This is a genomic window from Colwellia sp. MT41 (genome assembly GCF_001444365.1).
Taxonomy (GTDB): Bacteria; Pseudomonadota; Gammaproteobacteria; order Enterobacterales; family Alteromonadaceae; genus Colwellia; species Colwellia marinimaniae.
Map to the genome: position 1 here is coordinate 1 of NZ_CP013145.1, position 21,834 is coordinate 21,834.

At 39.0% G+C, this 21,834-nt stretch carries 15 protein-coding genes and 1 pseudogene; 11 read left to right on the top strand and 5 right to left on the bottom strand.

Going from position 1 to position 21,834, the window contains the following annotated elements:
• Window positions 1-71 precede the first annotated feature (71 nt).
• The 7 genes from dnaA to CMT41_RS00035 all read left to right on the top strand — a co-directional run bounded on the left by dnaA (window position 72) and on the right by CMT41_RS00035 (window position 9,858).
• On the top strand, window positions 72-1,454 hold the full coding sequence (dnaA, locus tag CMT41_RS00005) for a chromosomal replication initiator protein DnaA (RefSeq protein WP_057183534.1): 1,383 nt from the start codon (window positions 72-74) through the stop codon (window positions 1,452-1,454).
• A gap of 43 nt (window positions 1,455-1,497) precedes the next feature.
• The gene (dnaN, locus tag CMT41_RS00010) at window positions 1,498-2,601 is read left to right on the top strand and encodes a DNA polymerase III subunit beta (protein WP_058025995.1); all 1,104 of its coding nucleotides are present in this window, start codon (window positions 1,498-1,500) and stop codon (window positions 2,599-2,601) included.
• A gap of 27 nt (window positions 2,602-2,628) precedes the next feature.
• Window positions 2,629-3,762 carry a DNA replication/repair protein RecF gene (gene recF, locus CMT41_RS00015; protein WP_057183538.1) on the top strand — a complete coding sequence of 378 codons (1,134 nt, stop codon included), beginning with the start codon at window positions 2,629-2,631 and terminating at the stop codon, window positions 3,760-3,762.
• Window positions 3,763-3,771: 9 nt separating this feature from the next.
• Entirely contained in the window at window positions 3,772-6,216 is a 2,445-nt protein-coding gene (gene gyrB / locus CMT41_RS00020; protein WP_057183540.1) for a DNA topoisomerase (ATP-hydrolyzing) subunit B, read from the top strand.
• A 151-nt stretch (window positions 6,217-6,367) separates the two neighbouring features.
• Window positions 6,368-7,324 (top strand): glycine--tRNA ligase subunit alpha, encoded by a 957-nt coding sequence (glyQ, locus tag CMT41_RS00025; protein ID WP_058025996.1) that lies wholly within the window; start codon window positions 6,368-6,370, stop codon window positions 7,322-7,324.
• The gene (gene glyS / locus CMT41_RS00030; protein ID WP_058025997.1) at window positions 7,324-9,390 is read left to right on the top strand and encodes a glycine--tRNA ligase subunit beta; all 2,067 of its coding nucleotides are present in this window, start codon (window positions 7,324-7,326) and stop codon (window positions 9,388-9,390) included. The genes glyQ and glyS overlap by 1 nt, the downstream gene beginning before the upstream one ends.
• A 153-nt stretch (window positions 9,391-9,543) precedes the next feature.
• Complete coding sequence (locus CMT41_RS00035) at window positions 9,544-9,858, top strand: TraR/DksA family transcriptional regulator (RefSeq protein WP_057183546.1); 315 nt, start codon at window positions 9,544-9,546, stop codon at window positions 9,856-9,858.
• A 90-nt stretch (window positions 9,859-9,948) separates the two neighbouring features.
• Here CMT41_RS00035 and CMT41_RS19295 read toward each other — a convergent pair.
• From CMT41_RS19295 to tusA, 4 genes and pseudogenes are all read right to left on the bottom strand, one after another.
• A pseudogene (locus CMT41_RS19295) lies at window positions 9,949-10,512 on the bottom strand (transposase); the annotation flags it as partial.
• Between the two features lie 11 nt (window positions 10,513-10,523).
• Window positions 10,524-11,144, bottom strand: coding sequence for a hypothetical protein (locus CMT41_RS18855; RefSeq protein ID WP_157466229.1), 621 nt, complete (start codon window positions 11,142-11,144; stop codon window positions 10,524-10,526).
• A 659-nt stretch (window positions 11,145-11,803) separates the two neighbouring features.
• Entirely contained in the window at window positions 11,804-12,496 is a 693-nt protein-coding gene (gene lepB / locus CMT41_RS00050) for a signal peptidase I (RefSeq protein ID WP_058026000.1), read from the bottom strand.
• Window positions 12,497-12,841: 345 nt separating this feature from the next.
• The gene (tusA, locus tag CMT41_RS00055; protein WP_057183550.1) at window positions 12,842-13,087 is read right to left on the bottom strand and encodes a sulfurtransferase TusA; all 246 of its coding nucleotides are present in this window, start codon (window positions 13,085-13,087) and stop codon (window positions 12,842-12,844) included.
• A gap of 180 nt (window positions 13,088-13,267) precedes the next feature.
• Between tusA and CMT41_RS00060 the strand changes: the two genes are divergently transcribed.
• The 4 genes from CMT41_RS00060 to CMT41_RS00075 all read left to right on the top strand — a co-directional run bounded on the left by CMT41_RS00060 (window position 13,268) and on the right by CMT41_RS00075 (window position 18,808).
• Complete coding sequence (locus tag CMT41_RS00060; protein WP_083494173.1) at window positions 13,268-15,199, top strand: lytic transglycosylase domain-containing protein; 1,932 nt, start codon at window positions 13,268-13,270, stop codon at window positions 15,197-15,199.
• Between the two features lie 143 nt (window positions 15,200-15,342).
• Entirely contained in the window at window positions 15,343-16,674 is a 1,332-nt protein-coding gene (gene pepQ / locus CMT41_RS00065; RefSeq protein ID WP_058026002.1) for a Xaa-Pro dipeptidase, read from the top strand.
• A gap of 43 nt (window positions 16,675-16,717) precedes the next feature.
• Window positions 16,718-17,335: a YigZ family protein gene (locus CMT41_RS00070; protein ID WP_057183556.1), complete on the top strand. Its 618-nt coding sequence runs from the start codon at window positions 16,718-16,720 to the stop codon at window positions 17,333-17,335.
• 21 nt (window positions 17,336-17,356) lie between these two features.
• Window positions 17,357-18,808 carry a TrkH family potassium uptake protein gene (locus CMT41_RS00075; RefSeq protein WP_057183559.1) on the top strand — a complete coding sequence of 484 codons (1,452 nt, stop codon included), beginning with the start codon at window positions 17,357-17,359 and terminating at the stop codon, window positions 18,806-18,808.
• Between the two features lie 84 nt (window positions 18,809-18,892).
• On the opposite strand, the gene CMT41_RS00080 is transcribed toward CMT41_RS00075, so the two are convergent.
• A complete protein-coding gene (locus tag CMT41_RS00080) occupies window positions 18,893-21,832 on the bottom strand; it encodes a TolB family protein (protein WP_058026003.1) in 2,940 nt (979 codons plus the stop codon).
• Window positions 21,833-21,834: the final 2 nt, after the last annotated feature.

Consider the following 21,834-nt stretch of genomic DNA (forward strand, 5'->3'; position numbering starts at 1 on the left):
TGCACTTGTGGATAACTCCATAGATAATAGCCCTCAGAAAAATATTAACCTAGTAATTACTGGAGTTTTGGTTGGATCATTCCCCTTGGCAACGATGCCTATCTGTTCTACAAGAAGAATTGCCTGCTCAGCAATTTAGTATGTGGATCCGACCTTTGCAGGCCGTTGTCAATGACAATGTTATGACGTTATATGCACCTAACCGTTTTGTACTTGATTGGGTTAGAGATAAATACGTCAATCGGATTAATGAACTTTTAAGCATTAATGAAGCAAATAATCCATTGTTGCTGCGTTTTGATGTTGGCAGTAAACCTATTGTTAATACAACAACTAATATTTCAACACCGGCGAATGTTCGTGGTAATGAAAATATGTTTGCTCGCTCAACTCCTGCTGTCAAAATTTCCCAGCCGGTAAGTAATATTCCTAAAAAATCCAACATACGACTAAATTACACTTTCGATAACTTTGTTGAAGGTAAATCTAATCAACTTGCCCGTGCTGCGGCCTCGCAAGTTGCAGATAACCCAGGCACTGCTTACAACCCTTTATTTATCTATGGGGGCACAGGTTTAGGTAAAACGCATTTATTACACGCGGTTGGCAATGCTATATTACTTAAAAACCCCAATGCTAAAATTGCCTATATGCATTCAGAGCGATTTGTCCAAGATATGGTTAGAGCATTACAAAATAATGCCATGGAACAATTTAAACAATATTACCGGTCAGTTGATGCATTACTTATTGATGATATTCAATTTTTTGCTGGTAAAGAGCGTACTCAAGAAGAGTTTTTTCATACATTTAACGCTTTACTTGAAGGAAATCAACAGGTTATATTAACTAGTGATCGTTATCCTAAAGAAATTGTTGGTGTAGATGACCGGTTAAAATCTCGATTTGGTTGGGGATTAACTCTTGCCATTGAACCGCCCGAACTTGAAACTCGTGTTGCCATTTTAAAACGTAAGGCGCAAGAGAGTCAGATCAACCTAGCAGATGAAGTTGCTTTCTTTATTGCCAAGCGCCTGCGTTCTAATGTTCGAGAATTGGAAGGGGCATTAAATCGTGTTATTGCTAATGCTAATTTTACCGGTCGTGCCATAACCATTGATTTTGTCCGTGAAGCATTACGTGATTTATTAGCACTGCAAGACAAGCTGGTTACTATAGATAATATTCAGCGCACCGTTGCCGAATATTATAAAATTAAGATTTCCGATTTATTATCGAAACGCCGCAACCGTTCTGTCGCTAGGCCTAGGCAAATAGCCATGGCATTATCTAAGGAATTAACCAATCATAGTTTACCTGAGATTGGCGATGCCTTTGGTGGCCGAGATCACACCACTGTTTTACATGCTTGTCGCAAGGTTAAATCTTTACGTGAAGAAACGCATGATATTAAAGAAGATTATTCTAATTTAATCAGAACACTTTCGTCTTAGTTTTTATAAAATAAAAATACTAGCCATTCAAGCAGGTAAAAAAATGAAGTTTTCACTGAATAGGGAATTATTACTTAAGCCACTATTATTGGTTTCTGGTGCAGTAGAACGAAAAAGCACCTTGCCCATTCTAAGTAATGTACTTTTTGAAGTAAGTGGTCAATCACTTACTCTGACCGCTACAGATTTAGAGTTAGAAATGGTTGCTTATGCACAAATTGATAATCAAGGTGAAGATGGAAAAATTACTATTCCAGCGCGGAAATTATTAGATATTTGTAAAAGTTTACCTGATAATTCTTTGATATCTTTTGAGGTCATTAAGGAGACGATTAAGTTATCATCTGGTCGTAGTCGCTATTCTCTGTCAACGTTACCAGCAGCAGATTTTCCTAATATTGAAGAATGGCAGGGCGATGTTGAATTTAAGCTGTTAAAGTCTGAATTTTTGCGCCTAATTGAAAGTACTCATTTTTCCATGGCCAACCAAGATGTTCGTTACTATTTGAATGGCATGTCCATTGAAAGCGACGGTAATGAAATCCGTTCTGTTGCTACCGATGGTCATCGTCTGGCGATCTGTAAAATTTCAAACGACTCGCTCGATTTACCGGTTAGACAAGTTATTGTGCCGCGGAAAGGTATTTTAGAGATTATACGTCTACTGGCACCCGTTGATGAGTTGGTGCAGATTTTTTTAGGCTCTAATCATATTCGCATTATAGACACAGAGTTTTCTTTTACTAGTAAATTAGTTGATGGTCGCTTTCCTGATTACCGTCGAGTATTACCTCGTAATGGTGATAAAGTTTTTGAAACAAATAAAGATGAACTTCGTCAAGTGCTTTCACGAGCATCAATATTATCGAATGAAAAGTTTAAGGGTGTACGTTTAAACTTCTCTAAGACTAATTTAAAAATAACAGCGAATAATCCTGAGCAAGAGCAAGCGGAAGAAGAAATTGAAATCGATTTTCCTTACGATGATTTAGAAATTGGTTTTAACGTAAGTTATGTGCTTGATGTGTTAAACGCTATTAAAGATGAGAACGTTAAATTTACTTTGGCGGATGCAAATAGTAGTGTTGTTATTGAAGGCAGTAGTAATAGCGAAGCGCTTTACGTTGTCATGCCTATGCGTTTATAGTTTTCAATAAAATTATTATATCTACAGATGAGTGTTGCAAAACTAACTACTTATAACTTTAGAAATTTATCATCGGTAACTATAGATTTTCACCCTAAGCTTAACTTCTTTGTTGGCGATAATGGCAGTGGTAAAAGTAGTTTACTTGAAGCTATTTTTTTTATTGGACACGGAAAATCTTTTCGTACCTCTAAGGTAGAACATCTAGCAAGTTATGATACTGATAATTTTGTTGTTAGTATAAAAGATGATAATGATTTACAACTAGGTCTTAGTAAAAATACAGCTTCAGGGGTAACGTTAATAAAGATAAATGGTGAGCGGCATGCTCGATTATCTGAACTCGCCAAGAATATTGCCGTACAAATAGTTACGCCCGAAAGTTTTAAGCTTTTTTTTGGTGGACCCAAAGAACGTCGACGCTTTATCGATTTAGGTATGTTTCACGTGAAACATGATTTTTCTAAACAGTGGCGGGAATTTAATCGGGTACTTAAGCAGCGTAATGCTTGCATCAGAAATGCTTTAGATAAATCGAGTTTAGATTACTGGACTAAAATATTTTGTCAGTTATCAGAAAATGTTGCCGAGACCAGATCACAATATGTTGCCGACCTAGTGACAGAATTGCCTTTCTGGTTGGCTATATTATTACCTAATATAGCGGCAAAGGTTAGTGTGCAATATTTACAGGGCTGGCCACAAAAAAAGAATTTAATGGCAGCACTACAGGATAGTCATGAAAGAGAGCAAGGTTTTGGTTATAGTATCTATGGCGCGCATAAATTTGATGTTAAATTTCTTATCGCTAAGCAGCCATTAGAAAGTCAACTTTCAAGGGGACAACAGAAGTTGTTTTTATTGGCATTAACATTTGCACAAGCTAAATTAATTGCAAGAGTTAATCGAGTAAAACCAATTTTACTTATTGATGATGTAGGTGCTGAGTTAGATAGTAATTCAAGGCAGGCTTTATCAAATGCAACGAGTAAATTAGATTGCCAAGTTGTTATTACGGCAATTGAAGAAAGTGTTCTGCAACCTTTTTTTAATGACAGCCAAGTTATTAATAATGAGGGTAGCGAAAAGAATAATTATCATATGTTTCACGTGAAACATGGTGTTATATTACCTGTGAATAATTCAGTAATGATTGAGTAGGCTAAAACTATGACAGTAGAAAATGAATATGGTTCGTCCAGTATTAAGGTACTAAAAGGACTTGATGCAGTACGAAAAAGACCTGGTATGTATATAGGTGACACGGATGATGGCACTGGTTTACATCATATGGTTTTTGAGGTTCTAGATAACTCAATCGATGAAGCATTAGCAGGGCATTGCTCTGAAATTGTGGTAACCATTCATTTAGATGGCTCGGTATCGGTAAAAGATGATGGCCGTGGTATCCCGACTGACATACATCCAGAAGAAGGTATATCTGCTGCTGAAGTTATTATGACTGTTTTACACGCCGGTGGTAAATTTGGTGGTGAAGATTCGGGTTATAAAGTTTCCGGTGGTCTTCATGGCGTGGGCATTTCAGTGGTAAATGCTTTAAGTGCAAAGCTTAAGTTGAATATTCGTCGCGATGGTAAATTGTTTGAACAGTTTTATTATGTAGGTGTAGCGGAAGCGCCACTTGCCGAAGTGGGTGTAAGTGATGAAACGGGTACTGAAGTACGCTTCTGGCCAAGTACCGATACCTTTACGGATGTGCTATTTCATTACGACCTATTAGTTAAACGTATTCGTGAATTATCTTTCTTAAATTCAGGCGTATCAATACATTTAATTGATGAACGTGAAGAAGGTAAAGAAGAACTTTTTTGCTATAAAGGTGGTATTCAAGCCTTTGTTGATTATTTAAATACCAATAAAACACCTGTTAATGAAGAGATATTTTATTTCGATTTAGAGCGTGACGACGGCATTATTGTCGAAGTAGCCATGCAATGGAATGATGGTTTTCAAGAAAGTATTCACTGTTTTACCAATAATATTCCACAACGTGATGGTGGTTCGCATTTAAGTGGTTTTAGAACTGCGCTTACCAGAACACTGAATTCTTATATGAACAGAGAGGGCCTGAATAAGACCAAAAAAGGTGGTAGTACTGAAACTAGTGCTACCGGTGATGATGCCCGTGAAGGTTTAACTGCGGTAATATCCGTTAAAGTACCAGATCCTAAGTTCTCATCACAAACCAAAGATAAACTTGTTTCATCTGAAGTGAAAACTGCCGTTGAACAAGCCATGGGTGAAAAGTTAGGTGAATATCTATTAGAGAATCCTTCTATTGCCCGCACCATCATTATGAAGATAGTTGATGCTGCTCGAGCTCGTGAAGCTGCCCGCAAAGCACGTGAAATGACACGTCGTAAAGGTGCTTTAGATATTGCTGGTTTACCAGGTAAGTTGGCAGATTGTCAGGAAAAAGATCCGGCCTTATCTGAAATATATATTGTGGAAGGGGACTCTGCTGGTGGTTCAGCCAAGCAGGGCCGTAATCGTAAAAACCAAGCAATTTTACCGTTAAAAGGTAAAATTCTTAACGTAGAAAAAGCACGTTTTGATAAAATGATTTCTTCGCAAGAAGTAGGTACCTTAATTACCGCATTAGGTTGTGGTATAGGTCGCGACGAATATAATCCAGACAAATTACGTTATCACAGCATTATCATCATGACCGATGCCGATGTCGATGGTTCTCATATTCGTACCTTATTACTGACATTCTTTTATCGTCAAATGCCTGAAATTATGGAACGTGGCCATATTTTTATTGCCCAGCCACCGCTTTATAAAGTGAAAAAAGGTAAGCAAGAACGCTACATTAAAGATGATGAAGGTTTAACCGAGTACTTAACAACATTAGCACTTGATAACGCCTCTGTTCATGTTAATGAAGATGCACCGGGAATATCGGGTACTAGCTTAGAACAGTTAGTAAATCAATATCGTAAAACCATGGATATAGTTAAACGTCTATCTAGACAGATGCCTGCTGATATTTTAGAGAAGATGATTTATAGCAGAACTATCACCACTGAAGACTTTTCCGATGAAAGTAAAGTGCAAGACTGGACCAAAGATATTATTACTCAACTAGAAAATCAAGATGGTAACGGTTCAATCTATCAAGTTGAAGTGAAGCATAACCAAGAGCGTAATATATATTACCCGAACTTTATTGTTAGAAAACATGGTATCGATAAAGAATATCATTGTAGTTATGAGCTTTTACAATCAAAAGAGTTTGCCGCAATTATGTCATTAAACACGGAAATTAATGGCTTGATGGAAGATGGCGCTTACGTTAAACGTGGTGATAAAGTTAAGTCAGTAGATACCTTTGATGAAGCTTTGGAATGGTTAATGACAGAATCGAAACGTGGTCTATACATACAGCGTTATAAAGGGCTAGGAGAAATGAACCCTGAGCAGCTTTGGGAAACTACCATGGATCCTGACACACGACGTATGTTACAGGTAACTATCGAAGATGCCATTGCTGCGGATCAACTGTTTACCACCTTGATGGGTGATCATGTAGAACCGCGCAGGAAATTTATCGAAGAAAATGCCTTACGAGTTTCAAACTTAGATATATAGTTCTTATTAAAGCTTAAATAAGATGCCCGGTCTTCATGTCTGGGCATTTTTGTAGCATAAACGTTATAATCGTCAGATGTAAAAAGCGCATGATAATTCCCAGCAAAGACCCTTTGCTCAGTTAACTAAGACAAAAGTGAATTTGAACACCATGACAACTTACCAAAGTAAAACTTTTCAAGGCTTAATTTTACAGTTGCAAGATTACTGGTCACGTCAAGGTTGTGCAATCGTACAACCTCTTGATTTAGAAGTTGGGGCAGGTACCTTCCATCCCATGACTTTTTTACGCTCAATTGGCCCTGAGCCGATCAGCAGTGCCTATGTACAACCTTGCCGACGTCCCACCGATGGTCGTTATGGTGAAAATCCAAATCGCTTACAGCACTATTATCAATTTCAAGTGATGCTAAAACCATCGCCAAAAAATATTCAGCAGCTTTACCTCAACTCGCTAAAAGAGTTAGGTATCGATCCTCTGGTGCATGATATTCGGTTTGTTGAAGATAACTGGGAATCACCTACCTTAGGTGCTTGGGGTTTAGGTTGGGAAATTTGGTTGAACGGCATGGAAATATCTCAATTTACCTACTTCCAACAAGTGGGTGGTTTAGAGTGTAAGCCAGTTACCGGTGAGATTACTTACGGCTTAGAGCGCTTAGCAATGTATATTCAAAATGTGGATAGCATTTATGATCTAGTGTGGACTGATGGCCCATTAGGAACTATCTATTACCGTGATATTTTTCACCAAAATGAAGTCGAGCAATCTACCTATAACTTTGAATACGCGGATGTTGACGCACTATTTAAGCAATTTGACCAATGTGAAAAAGAGAGTAAAAAACTGATTGAGGTAAACTTACCATTACCCGCTTATGAGCAAGTAATGAAAGCATCCCATGCCTTTAATATGCTTGATGCTCGCCATGCGATATCAGTAACTGAACGTCAGCGATATATTTTACGTGTCCGTACCTTATCTAAAGCCGTAGCAGAATCATATTACCAAAAACGTAAAGAGCTTGGCTTTCCCTTATGTAAAAATAGTGAAGGTAAAAATAATGATGCCAGTACGAAGCAAGCTTCAACTAAAGGAGATAAATAATGACTACTGAGACACTCCTTATTGAGCTTGGTACAGAAGAGTTACCACCAAAATCATTAAAAACATTAGCGATAGCTTTTTATGACAATATTAAAAGCCAACTCGATAGCCATAATTTAACTTATAGCGATATTAAGTGGTTTGCTACTCCGCGCCGTTTAGCTGTACAAGTTTTTGATTTAGTTGATAAACAACCAGATAAAATTGTAGAAAAGCGTGGACCAGCAGTCAATGTTGCTTTTGATGATGCCGGTAATGCCAGCAGAGCAGCGCAAGGGTGGGCAAGATCCAATGGTATCGATGTTGAGCAAGCCGAGCGTCTAGTAACCGATAAAGGTGAGTGGTTACTGTACCGTGCGACAGTTGCGGGGAAATATGTTACTGAATTAGTGCCGGATATGGTAACAAGCGCATTAAGTAAGTTACCTATTGCTAAACCAATGCGTTGGGGCGCTGAACGTATTCAGTTTATTCGTCCTGTGCACACGTTAACTATGCTTTTTGGTAGCGAAATAATTGCTGGTGAAGCCCTTGGCGTCAGTTCAAGTAACCAAGTGCAAGGTCATCGCTTTCATCATGAAGGTTTAGTGACCATTAATCATGCTAACGATTACCAAGCCGAATTAATCAAAGCTTATGTAGAAGTCGACTTTAACGTAAGACAAAGTAAAATTGTTGCGCAAATAAAACAAGTCGCTAAAGATATTGACGCTGTCGCTCTAATTGATGAAGAGTTACTAAACGAAGTCACGGCATTGGTTGAGTGGCCGGTAACCTTAGTAGGTACCTTCGATGAAAAATTCTTAAATGTTCCGGCTGAGCCATTAATATACTCGATGAAAGATCATCAGAAGTATTTTCCGGTAACCGATCATCAAGGCCGATTGGTTAACAAATTTATTTTTGTTGCCAATATCGAATCTAAAGATCCAAATACCGTTATTTTTGGTAATGAGAAGGTGATTCGCCCACGTTTGGCTGACGCTGAATTTTTCTTTAAAACAGATAAAAAACAGACTTTAGCATCAAGACTAGCCAGCCTTGAATCAGTATTATTTCAAAAGCAACTGGGTACACTGAAAGCAAAGTCTGAGCGAATCGCTACTTTATCTCAGTTCATTGCCGAACAGTTAAACGAGAATGCACAAGATGCGTACCGTGCTGGCTTACTGAGTAAAACCGACTTGATGACAGAAATGGTACTAGAGTTTCCACAAGTGCAAGGCACTATGGGTAAGTACTATGCATTGCATGATGGTGAAAATGAAAATATTGCCCAAGCACTGGAAGATCAATACCGGCCACGTTTTGCTGGTGATAGTCTACCTGAAGCCAATATTGGCTGTGCAGTCGCTATCAGTGATAAAATTGATACTTTAGTCGGTATCTTTGGTATTAATCAGGCTCCTAAGGGCGATAAAGACCCCTTTGCGCTACGAAGAGCCGCCATTGGTAGTATTCGTATCATCATTGAAAAACAGCTCGATTTAGACCTTGCCGTGTTAATTAACAAAAGTATCGAGTTATTTGGCGATAAATTAGTTAATAACAATACCGCTAGTGATGTTCTTGAATTTATTATGGGCCGATTTCGTGCCTTCTATCAAGAACAGGGTATTAGGGTTGATGTTATCCAAGCGGTATTGGCTAAAAAGCCCAGCGCACCACTTGATTTTGAAAAGCGTATTAAAGCCGTTACCTTCTTTGGTAAATTGCCGGAAGCAGCGACACTTGCTGCCGCAAATAAGCGTGTTGGTAATATACTGGCTAAATTTGATGGTGAGCTATATCAAGCCTTTAACAAAGATTTAGCAACAGAACAAGCGGAAAACGATTTAGCAAATATCTATCAAGAAATAAGCTTGAAAGTAGCTCCCTTGATGGCTGATAAAAATTACCAAGCCGCACTGACTGAATTAGCACAGCTTAAAACACCTATAGATACTTTCTTTGATAGTGTTATGGTGATGAGTGATGATGAAGCAGTTAAAATTAACCGGTTAACCTTGCTGAATGAAATTAGAAATAGTTTCTTTGCCATAGCGGATATATCAGTGCTGCAGTAATAAACTCAGCGACAAAATAGCGATCAAAGGTCATGGTAACATGGCCTTTTTTTATGGCTGAAATTTGAGCTAGAGCAATAATAACAGTACAAATAGGCGTAAGGTGAATGTAAGAGCTAATATAAAGAGATACCGAGTCATAAGGAGCTGTTTATGCCAAGCAAAGAAATCACAATATTATTGAAAAATAAACAAACACAGCTAACCAAGCGCATTGCCGCCATAGAAGCTGACTTTCATAAAGGCAGATCACAGGATTTTTCTGAGCAAGCTACGGAGACAGAAAATGATGGTGTACTTGATGAAATACATCACGAAGCAAAGTTAGAATTAACCTTAGTTAAATCGGCATTACAACGAATAGCCGAAGGATTATACGGACATTGTGAGGAGTGTGATGAATTGATAAACCCAGACCGTTTATCGGCGTTACCTTATACAAGCAAATGTATTAACTGTGCACTTTAGGCTCTGTTGTTGTTGTTGTTGTTGTTTAGTGTGGGCGAGTAAACAAGCGATACGCATAAACCCATCCATGGCTGAGGGATCCCCATTTCTTTATCTGAATTGTGCATCCGCGCATGCCTTTAACCCTCCTAGTGCTAGAGCAATGTCAGCAACATTAAACTGATATTGTTCTCGTCTGATTAACTCCTTTCCCAATCGAAAATAAGATAGTACTCGTCTAGATTTAACCGTGTTAGCTTGGAAGTCTTTATAGTAGCCTTTTATGTAAGCCATTTTTCCTACCAATATCAATGAAAATTGGGTAAGCATTGCTATCATGAGTAAAATATTTACTCGTTCTAAACTTGAACTTCGGCAAAAATTTAGTGCTAGGCCGTAACGTTCATTTTTTGTATCTCTAAAGCCTTCTTCTATCTGCATTCGTTGATTGTATAAGTTGACAATCCGCTCTGCAGGCCACTCTAATTCAGGCATGTTGCTCACTAACAACCAAGGCTCTCTACCGCCTTTAGCATACTCTAAGCTTACGCTTCTTCTACTTTTTTTACCGTCTAATGTTTTCGTACTCCTTCCTTTGGAGGCTTTTTTATAAAGGACGGCTGTGCAAGTGTGCTTTTGCGTCTTTCCCAACAAACATGTCCCTAAGTGCTTTTTTTCATTGACTTTTACTTGTGAAAATAATTCATAAACACTCTGCCATTGCTCTTCAACTTGAAGACTACTCTACCTCGTAAACGGCCAAGCCAAAACCATCCTTGTGCTTCTACTTCTTTAAACCACGGAACCCTATAACCAGCATCGGTTGAAATTATTGGGGTTATATTTTTAGGAAGAACTAACGCTAATTTATTCAAAAAATCTTTATGAGCGGTAACCGTGCCAAGTTGTTTTTCTGGATAAACTTCTTCATAAAGAGTAAATGCTCTGCCCCCTATAGGGATCACCGCGCGCAATATTTGTTTATCTAGCCTATTTACAGGTGACCAATCAATAATAATCAAAGGATATTTGATATTCTTGAGGCTGACTTTAGCAATCGCAGCATAAACACCTATCCGCTCTTGGTGTAAATTTTCATTGCCTAATAGCCGACAGACACGTTTAATGGAGTTTTTAACTTTTGCTTTAGTATTGATGATACCTCTGCCTAAACCTGTAAGGGTAAGCGTTTCATCCATTGCAAGTGAGTCAGTACAATCTAAAACAGCTTTGATCCTCCGTTTATCATTAATAGCATTAAAAGAAGACATTTTGAAAAAGGTGTGTAACATAGTGGATGTATTCATGAATATTGACGTCAATTGGGTTTTAGAGAATTTAATGATCGCCGATATTCATGGGTACACCTAACCTTATTTAACTATTTTTATGCTTTTTTTAATGAGTCTCCCGGCCCAAGGGTTTCGCTTAGGCGAAATTTTCTGCGAAAAGAGAGGGTATCTTTAGTTAGTTTATCTCATCTTTTTTCACCGTAAGCGCTGGGGAATTAAACCCAACTAAGATTAAAAAGTTATGGGGATTCGTCAGCCATGGGGCTCTACACAAGCATCAGGACAGTGTGCTCCTGCACTGTCTAGTAAGGGTATATCCATATACCGTCATGCTTGTGACGCTCGCTTTTATCACACCACCAACACTCACTGTAAAATCAATAGCCTTACTATATTACCAACACCTAACTACAACACCGCTGCTTTAACATGCAAGAAAATCAGCTAGGAGAGGAGAATGACAGTAGAGAAACATAACTTACACCGCGAATTCCCACATTTAACCGATGAAATACAGCACTTATAAATGAATGACAACTATTTTTATAGAAGCTTTAATGAGTATCATGAAGTTGATAAATAAATTCACCGAATAGAGCAGGGTGTTGAAAATAGCGGCATAGCTATTACCATAAAATAGGCCTTGCCAACACCCGTTCGGTTTTTTCTATTAGTTAGATACCATAAATATCTTTGAAAAATCGTTTAGCGCGGGGAAGATAAAAATTATTATAATCTACAGAAAATGCGATGGCTGTTGCCTTGCCTCGCAACTCTTGATGTGGCACAAAGCCATAAACACGAGAATCGGCACTATGGCGGCGATTGTCACCTAACACGAGATAATGACCCGCAGGTACCGTTATCGGGCCAAAATTGCTAAGCCTATTACTTGCTGTGTTATCAATGTTTATCTGATGTTTAATATTCGCTAATTTTTCTATTGTTACCGTTACACTCGCGGAATCTGCTGACCAGGTACTTTTACTTGAAGGGCTATAAGATAAGGCTAAACCGTTTATTTCAATAACTTCATTGTTCATCGCGACGACATCACCAGGTAAACCCACAATTCGTTTAATTAATCGAAGATCAGCCGGTTTAGATTCGAAGACTACAATTTCTCCACGTTGTGGTGTATTAAGGGCAAGTAATATTATATCGGTAAAGGGCAAGCGTAAATCATAGGCCATTTTGTTTACCACTATGCGATCACCTACTTTAATGGTGGGCTGCATTGAACCGCTAGGTACTGAATACCAGTCAGCAACAGCACTACGAAATACCGACATTAGTAAAATAAAAATAAGCAGTTTTTTATTACTTAGTAAAATTGCAATGAGTTTATTATTGCTAGCTTTTAGCATTATGTCTTGCTCCTTATGTAAATACCTACCAGCTATAAGGCAACATAAAAGCATGATAGTTCCACACAGAAATACTTACTTAACCTGAACTCTGGATAATGAGTGCTTGATGGTTTAGTAAAAACAACAATTTACGATTATTAAGAATAACATTTACAAAATCAGTCGCGATATAGGTTATCAATGTTTCAATTTATTCGATTATCAAGGCATAACGTTTATGAATAACGAGTTATTTATCGACGTTTTAACGCTGATAATCAGATAAAGGGGAATATTGAGCAAGTGCTGCTTATCCAGAGTTCAGGTTACTTACAACTAGCTAAGAAAAACACTGCGTCAGGGTTAACTTTTTTTTATCACATACAGATAGGGTAGTTTTTCTGTTTGCTTAGCCAGAAGCTCATGCTCCATAAAGCGACAAAAGCTTGGAATATCTCTAGCGGTAGAAGGGTCATCACATTTAATTAATAAGGTCTCACCGCTGGCGATTTTTCGAATATTCATACGAACCATCATCACGGGCTCGGGACAGCGCAATCCTATAGCGTCAAGCATATGATCTGTTTGTTGAAAAATAGTAGTAAGCATAAACGGGTATTTACAGAGTGAGTTAAATAATAATTATACCCTATTAAAACAATTCAACATAAGAAATAAAGCAATTTTAGCTTTAAAAAAACAGCTTCAGCTATACTCAAACTATTGTAATTAGTTAGACAAACGATGCACAATTTCAGTCTAAATCTATATAGCTACGTCGAGGTACCAGTGAAAAACATACTTAAATTTATATTATGGTCAGTTTGTATCTTTGCCTCAATAAATCTGTCAAAAGCCAATGAAAGTTTGCAGATAATGACAGATATCGACCAGCAAAAAAAATTTTTAAAGGCTGAGAAACTATTAGCAATAAGCTATTCTGAGCAGTATAAAAGTCTCTATAACCAACTGTATTACTACCCATTACAGCCCTATTTAGAGCAAGGTCGTTTAATGGCAACGATGCAGTTATCATCGGCAGGTGAAATTTCGGTTTTTTTAGAAAAATATCGGCACTCACCATTAGATTGGCCACTGAGAAAGGCGTGGTTAAAGTACTTAGCAAAAAAAAATAAAGGCACACTATTTCTCGAATTTTATAAAAAATCTAGTAATACGGCGTTGACCTGTCAAAAGCTGAAATTCTCATTAACAGCAGGTATGCCAGCAAGCGTGGTGTTACCGCAAGTGACAAAATTATGGTTAGTGGGTAAGTCGTTAGATAAAGCCTGTGATCCGCTAATTGACCAGTGGCAACAAGCGGGCTATAGAACGAATGAACTAGTTTGGCAACGTATTGTCTTGGCGGCAGAGGGTGGTCAACAGACACTAATCCCTTATTTAACAAGATTTCTTGCTAAAGAACAGCAATACTTGGGCCGGTTATGGCATCAAGTAAGGCGTGACCCTGCAACCGTAGTACGGCAAGATGAATTTATTAAAAAATCGCTAAAAGAGAGTCAAATTTATACTTATGGCATTAAGCGGTTGGTATGGCGTGATGCCGATAAAGCGTTGGCGAGTTATAAAAAGGCGCAGCTAGCTTTCACCTTTTCAAGCAGACAAAACCAACAGATAGCAGAGAAGTTTGCTGTGGCTTTAGCCAGTAAAAATCACGTACAAGCAGGGGCTTGGTTGGATAAAGTAGATCCAGTAAATATAGATGCTAGTATCATGCAATGGCAGTTAATCGAGGTGTTGAAGCAACAAAATTGGCACTTAGTACTGCAAGCGTTAGCCAAAATGCCGGGGAAATATAAAACCGAGTTACAGTGGCAGTATTGGTATGCTAGGGCACTGATCGCTACTGATAAACTTGAACGAGGTCAAGATGTCATGAGTGAGTTAGCAACTAAACGCCATTACTATGGCTTTCTGGCAGCGAGTTATTTAGAAACACCAGTCAGTTTACAACATAGTCCTTTAGCAATAACTAACCAGGAAAAAAAAGGTGTATTGTTGCACCCCGCTGGGAAGCGGGCATTTGAGTTTTACTACTTGGGACGCTATGTTGAAGCGCGTAGAGAATGGCGCTATTGGCTTAGCCAACTCAATTATCGGGAAAAACTCGTGGCGGCAAAATTAGCCAATGAAAATGGCTGGTTTGATCGCGCTATTTTTACCTTAGCTCAGGTTGGCTATTTAGATGATGTCGAGTTACGTTTCCCAAAAGCATTTGATAAGAAAATTACCCAACATGCACAACAGCAGGAAATAAATCCTGCTTGGGCTTTTGCTATAACTCGACGTGAAAGTTCGTTTATGACCGATGCTCATTCATCGGTAGGGGCGAAGGGTTTGATGCAATTAATGCCTAATACCGCCAAGCAACTGAAACGCGGTCGTGTCAGTCGACAATACCTATACAATGCGGAGAATAATATCCAACTAGGGACAAGGTATTTACGTAAATTACTTGATAAAAACAAGGGTAATCAGCTACTTGCTACAGCATCTTATAATGCCGGACCTTATAGAGTAAAAAAATGGTTAAAAAATGCCAGTGCCATGCCAGCAGATATTTGGATAGAAACCATACCGTTTAAAGAAACACGAAACTATGTAAAAAGTGTCTTAGCGTATCAAGAGATTTATCAGCATCAGCCCGGGCAGATTAGTCGGGTTTTTGAACAAGTTATTAATATGAATATTGGCGATTAGTTAAAACCTCGACATCAGCGAATAATTGCCAAGTTTAATGCACAGATCTAGCCGCCGCCTTTCTTTTGTCAATAGCGTGCTTTTTGAGGTGTATGCTATCATGAGGCAAATTTCTTGATGGCCGTCTTTCGGATACATAATATATGACAACACTTAATGCTAAGTTGGCTAGCCAATACCCAGCTCATATTGCCCAATTGCAACAGATGACTAAAGCTGCACTTTCCCGTGAAAACCTAGAAGGTTTAGTTATCCATTCTGGACAAGAAATTAAGGCCTTTCTTGACGATAACTGTTACCCATTTAAAGTTAACCCTCATTTTAAATATTGGCTGCCATTAATTGAACTGCCAAACTCTTGGTTGGTGGTTAATGGCGAAGATAAACCAACCTTAATCTATTATCAGCCAGTGGATTTTTGGCATAAAATCACCCCGTTAAGTGAAAGTTATTGGGGGGAATATTTTAATATTAAAATTTTAACTAATGCGAGTGAAGTCGATAAATTACTGCCTTATGATAAAAAGGGTTTTGCCTATATTGGCAGTCATATTGAAGTGGCAAAAGCCTTAGGTTTTGAAGCTATTAATCCTGAATCCTTGCTTAATTATATTCATTACCACCGTGGCTATAAAAGTAAATATGAGCATGAGTGTCTTCGTCAATCTAATACTTTGGCAGTAAAGGCACACCAAGCGGCTCGTAACGCTTTTTTACAAGGTGATAGTGAATATGATATTCAACAGGCTTACCTTAAGTCTATCGGTTATGGTACTAACGATACCCCATACGGTAATATTGTCGCGCTAAATAAAAACTGTTCAATTTTACACTATATGTCTTTGGATAAAATGCCTCCGCAGGCGCATCGCTCATTCCTTATCGATGCCGGCGCTAACTTTAATGGTTATGCAGCTGACATTACCCGTACCTATTCATATAAAAATGATAAGTTTGCCGAACTCATTGTTCGTATGGATCAATTGATGCTTAAGGCCGTGGCAGGATTAAAACCTGGTGTCAGTTATGTCGATCTTCATATTGAAACACATAGAGCGATTGGCCAAGTATTACGTGATTTTAACTTTATCAATGTTGACGCTGATATTGCCGTTGAGTCTGGCATTATTTCTACCTTCTTCCCCCATGGTTTGGGTCATCATTTAGGACTACAAGTTCATGATGTTGGTGGTTTTATGGCCGATGAACGTGGCACTCATGTAAATACACCCGCCAGTCATCCATTTTTACGTACCTCTCGACTGATAGAAGCCAATCAGGTCTTTACTATTGAACCTGGCTTATACTTTATTGATTCATTATTGGCAGAGCTAAAAGCATCGCCTAATGCCGACCAAGTTAATTGGAAAAATGTTGATGAAATGCGTTGTTTTGGTGGTATTCGTATTGAAGATAATATTATTGTCCATCAGTCTCATAATGAGAATATGACCAGAGATTTAGGCTTAAACTAAACTTAATTAAAGTAAACCAAGCTTAGAGAAGTAAAAGTATATTGTGACTAAGTCTTTTCCTATCGCGGTTAATAATGTCGAAGATGAGATCATTATTAACCGCAGTCGTTTTATCTGCTATTTACGCCCCTGCGACGATATAGTGGCAGCAAAAGCTATGCTCAAAGAGTTACAGCATCTTCATCCGCAAGCTAGCCATCATTGTCATGCTTTTTTAACCAGAGCAGCCGGAGATAGTCAAGGCTATGGTTTTTCTGATGATGGCGAGCCGAGCGGAACTGCGGGTAAACCTATGTTATTAGCCTTGCAAGGTGGTGGTGTAGGTCAAGTCTGCGCTGTTGTAGTTCGCTACTTTGGCGGCACTAAATTAGGCACAGGCGGTTTGCAAAGAGCATATGGTGGCAGTGTACGCCAAGCCTTAGGCTTTTTGCAGTCAAAAATTAAAATAGCTATGGTACACAAAACCTTAGCATGTCAATATAGCCAAGTAGATGATATTTTGCATTTACTTAAGCAAGTTGAAGGTCATGTTATAGCTCAAGATTATCAACAAACAGTCATTTTCAGACTTGCCATTCCAAGTCAAAATTTGGCTTTAATGCAAGATCAGTTACACACCTTGTCATCCGGGCAATTACAGTTAACCACTCTCGAACAATAAAGCGAACAAGAAAAATAACACGTGCAATATAAAAATATTATCCGAATTCTAGGTTTGATGGTTGCGTTACTGAGTGTGACCATGCTGCCACCTGCGTTAATTTCATTAATCTATCGCGATGGTGGCGGCTTATCTTTTATTCTGGCTTTTCTCTGGTGTCTTGGCACCGGCTTATTGGCTTGGTATCCTAACCGTTATGAAAAAACCGACCTTAAAGCCAGAGAGGGCTTTTTAATTGTCGTGCTCTTTTGGTTAGTTTTAGCCAGTTTCTCTGCTATTCCGTTGATGTTATTAGATCAACCCAATTTATCGGTCACCGATGCCTTCTTTGAATCTTTCTCCGGGTTAACGACTACCGGGGCAACTATTTTAAATCACATTGACGATTTACCTCATGCGGTCTTATGGTATCGCCAGCAATTACAGTGGTTAGGAGGTATGGGTATAATTGTTTTAGCTGTTGCCGTATTACCTATGCTAGGTATTGGTGGTATGCAGCTATATCGCGCTGAGACACCAGGCCCAGTGAAAGATTCAAAAATGACGCCTCGTATTGCCGATACCGCAAAACACTTGTGGTACATCTATTTAGGGTTAACTATCGCGTGTGCGTTAGCTTATTGGCTTGCCGGTATGTCTGGTTTTGATGCCATTTGTCATGCTTTTTCAACCATTGCTATTGGCGGTTTTTCTACCCACGATGCCAGTATGGGCTACTTTAATAGCCCTGCTATCAATCTGGTTTGTGTCAGCTTCTTACTTATTGCCGGGGTTAACTTTGCCTTGCACTATGCCGCACTACAAAATAAATCGCTGAAAAATTACTTCTTTGACCCAGAATTCAAAGTTTTTATTGGTATCCAAGTGGTGCTGCTTATTATTTGTTTTACCGTGTTAATAAGTACCGGCACATACCAAGATGCTGATCATGCATTTGATCAAGCTCTATTCCAATCGGTTTCAATTAGTACTACGGCGGGGTTTACCACAACATCCTTTGCTGATTGGCCAACCTTATTGCCTATGTTACTTATTTTTTCTAGTTTCATTGGTGGTTGCGCTGGTAGTACTGGCGGCGGCATGAAGGTCGTACGTGTGGTGTTACTCTATTTACAAGGTCTTCGTGAGTTAAATAAACTGGTTCACCCTAGGGCCCTTTTTAGCATCAAGTTCGGCCGGAAAGTTTTACCTGATCGCGTAGTTGAGGCAGTATGGGGCTTCTTTTCTGCTTATGCCGCTGTGTTTGTTATTTGTATGTTATTACTACTTGCCACTGGCATGGATAACATGACCGCCTTCACCGCGGTTGCTGCTTGTATTAATAACCTAGGACCAGGGCTAGGAGAGGTGGCCGCTAATTTTTCATCGATTAATGATATGAGTAAATGGGTATTAATTATGGCAATGCTGTTTGGCCGTTTAGAGATATTTACTCTGTTAGTTTTATTTACACCGGGGTTCTGGCGTACATAAGAGCCATTATTTGTATATTTAGCCGTACCAATCAATATACCTGTTTCAGCGTGCTTGAATGGTACGGCTAGAGCTATCTATAAATTACCACTTGTAACTAAAGGCAACCCAGCCTTGAGTATCAGAGCTATCATTTTCTGGGTTTACCTGTGCTAAGCCATAATTTATCACTAAATTAGTTAAGCCAGTAAAACCAAAGTCATTATGTAAACTACCTTTAACACCGTAACTATCGATAACGGCTTGTTCAGCCATTTTATGACGAGTATAAAAAACTTCAACAAAGCCTAAGGGTATATAAGCTTGATATGCTTGATAGTCATTAGCCGTTTGTCGATAAAAGGCTAATTCAGGCGACAATTGCTTATTTAAGTGTGCTTTTTCTTGGATTAAAGTTGAAGAGTAACCACCTAAACTGAGTATATCGCCAGCATCCTCTGAGCGGTGCGCCCATAGGTAATTAAAGCCTAAGCCATAATCATGAATATGTGCACTTAAGTTAATCAAGCCATTACTACCGGTATAACTGCCGTCATTACCCTTAACTTCAGCTTGCTCATCTTGACCGGTAATTAACTGGACATTTACTGCTTGTGATATGCCCCAGCTTTGTTGGTCATGCGACCAGCTTTGCTCAATGCCTAGAGCAAAAAAGTGACTGGAAAAATCTACACCTTGGCTATTTTCAAAGCTTGCAGCCTGCACTTGGGCAAATAAATCGACCGTAAGCGTTGCTACGCTATAGGGGTAGCGTGCTTCTAAAAAGAGTCCTTTCTCAGATGTTTTACCTAAGGCTAAGGCATCACTACCTTGTTGGTCAGTTTTTAAATTAAATAGGTAGCTGTGAGCCAATAATTTAACCGGCCAGCCTTGCCATCGTATAGCCGCCGAGGCACCAGAAATAATATGATTAAAAACATCTTGGCTGGCGTTTACTTGCCAATCAAAACGAGACAGTACATCGCCAGACTTATAACCTAGCTCAAGCATACTACTACTCGCTGAATAAGTACTTTCAGCCAGGGTTATTGTGCCTTGTTGCGGACCTATGCCATAGGGTGATTGTTCACCAATGCTTTCATCTATAGCAATACTTGCCTCGGCTAGCTTTAAGTTATCGGCCAAGTTTTGGCTAATAGCCGAACTTGTGGTGGTGTTGGTGATTATTTGCTTATTTGCCTTGCTTAAATCAAGCTGATACACATCGGGTCCTTGAGCATTTATGGCTAAATGTAGCAGCTTATTATCGCTGTTAACCATAGGCCAAGTAATGACTTGCTCTCCTGAGGTAAGCGCAGATAATTTTTGCTGGGAAAAGTCATATTGATATAAACGGGTAGCACCCTCTAAACCAGCGACAAAATACAGTGATTGACCATCTTTAGACCACTCAGGGAATGAAAGGAATTGATAGTGCTGTGGCATAGGTATTATTTGCTCTTCATCACCTTCTAACTGACGAACTTTTAATTGCCATTTATTATTCAAACTTGAACTGACGTAAGCAAAGCTTTTCGACGCTGAACCATCAGGTATTGGCCTAAGTCGAGGAAAGTCATAAACCTGCTCTAGGCTTTGTGGCGTTAATTCCGCGGTTATTTCACCTAAAGATTCAGGTATTAAACTTACTTTAACTAATTGAGAATAGCCGAAACGACTGCGTTCAGCAATGAGGTATTGGCCATTTTCACTAATGTCAAAACGACGAAGGTTAGCATTTTTCGTAAGTTGTTTGACAGTATTGCTCGGTAAGTGCCAAGAAAATAGATCTTGGTGGTAGTCGTTTTTGCTCGCTAAACTACGGGCACCATAAATAATAGTATCCTTATTTAACCAGCGAGGGTTGTTTATACCACGATCATTTCTTTGATTTAAGGTGTAGGCAACTTCTCGCTTAAAAACACTTGGCTTTTTATCGGCAATGTCTTCTGGGTCATCAGCTAATAGCTCTTCAACTTGTTTGTTAAACTCTTCGATCTTTTTGGTGTTTTCACTGGTTTTATAGATTTGTAACTTAGTGGTATTACCATCATCGGTTCTTTCGGTTTCAACAATAGCGAGGTAATCACCTTGTGGACTTAAACTCGGCTCACCGACAGAGCCAGATAAATCTAACCATAATGTTGAGCTATTATCTTCGTTACTGTCTGCACGTAATTGTGCTTCATGTTGCATGGCTTTATAGGTATATTCAGCAACAAAACGCTGATAGAGGTGTTGAGCAGTGTCAGGGAATACGCCTTTAAAGGCTTGCTCAAAATCACGTTGTTCCACGGCTGACCAACGCGTCCATACAGCATCAAGGGTGTCTTGACCGTATTTTTCTTCTAACCATTGTAAATATCGAACACCGACCAGATAAGCCATAGCACCAGACATAAAGCTATCATCGGCTTTATTGAGTTGTTTATAGCTGGGTAGGGCACCTTGGCGGGCAAACTGTTCAATGATGGCCTCAACCTGATTGTTAAATAATCGACCTCGGCCGGTAAGTCTAGATTCTAGTAAGGTGGCATAACCTTCACTGACCCAGCGTTCACCATTAATTTGTGCAGCATCAAAAATATCATACCAATTGGCTAAGTTGTTGCGCCATTTACTCCGGCTCTTTTGCGCCAAATGCACTAGGTGTACATATTCATGTAATACCAGTAACTGTTGCCAACCCGTAGTGTTGGCAATAATGCTGTCTGATTGTGGCGGTGTGGTAAATAAAGCCATATAAGGTCGATGACTTAATGGCAAGGCAAAGCCATTGGCGGCATTATAGGGATCGATAATATAAGCATCGACCTTTTCCGTTAATACTCTACCTTGTTGCTCTTTGATTAATTGACGGACAACTTCCATTTCTCTGGCACTTGATAAAGCCCATTGGCGATACTCAGGAGTGAAATGAACTCGAAAATTTTTCGTTTCAAACGTTTGCCAGTCTTGAGCACTATCAACAAGCTCTGCTTGGCTATTAAAGGTCATACTCGTTAACGCTAATGTTATCGCTGTGAATATTCGGGAAGCTTTCATAA

Bases quoted from the DNA above. Each gene is read 5' to 3' on its own strand.
- CMT41_RS00080 (WP_058026003.1), bottom strand. From the start codon at position 21,832: ATGAAAGCTTCCCGAATATTCACAGCGATAACATTAGCGTTAACGAGT.
- CMT41_RS18855 (WP_157466229.1), bottom strand. From the start codon at position 11,144: ATGAATACATCCACTATGTTACACACCTTTTTCAAAATGTCTTCTTTT.
- gyrB (WP_057183540.1), top strand. From the start codon at position 3,772: ATGACAGTAGAAAATGAATATGGTTCGTCCAGTATTAAGGTACTAAAA.
- lepB (WP_058026000.1), bottom strand. From the start codon at position 12,496: ATGCTAAAAGCTAGCAATAATAAACTCATTGCAATTTTACTAAGTAAT.
- glyQ (WP_058025996.1), top strand. From the start codon at position 6,368: ATGACAACTTACCAAAGTAAAACTTTTCAAGGCTTAATTTTACAGTTG.
- CMT41_RS00035 (WP_057183546.1), top strand. From the start codon at position 9,544: ATGCCAAGCAAAGAAATCACAATATTATTGAAAAATAAACAAACACAG.
- tusA (WP_057183550.1), bottom strand. From the start codon at position 13,087: ATGCTTACTACTATTTTTCAACAAACAGATCATATGCTTGACGCTATA.
- recF (WP_057183538.1), top strand. From the start codon at position 2,629: ATGAGTGTTGCAAAACTAACTACTTATAACTTTAGAAATTTATCATCG.
- glyS (WP_058025997.1), top strand. From the start codon at position 7,324: ATGACTACTGAGACACTCCTTATTGAGCTTGGTACAGAAGAGTTACCA.
- pepQ (WP_058026002.1), top strand. From the start codon at position 15,343: ATGACAACACTTAATGCTAAGTTGGCTAGCCAATACCCAGCTCATATT.
- dnaN (WP_058025995.1), top strand. From the start codon at position 1,498: ATGAAGTTTTCACTGAATAGGGAATTATTACTTAAGCCACTATTATTG.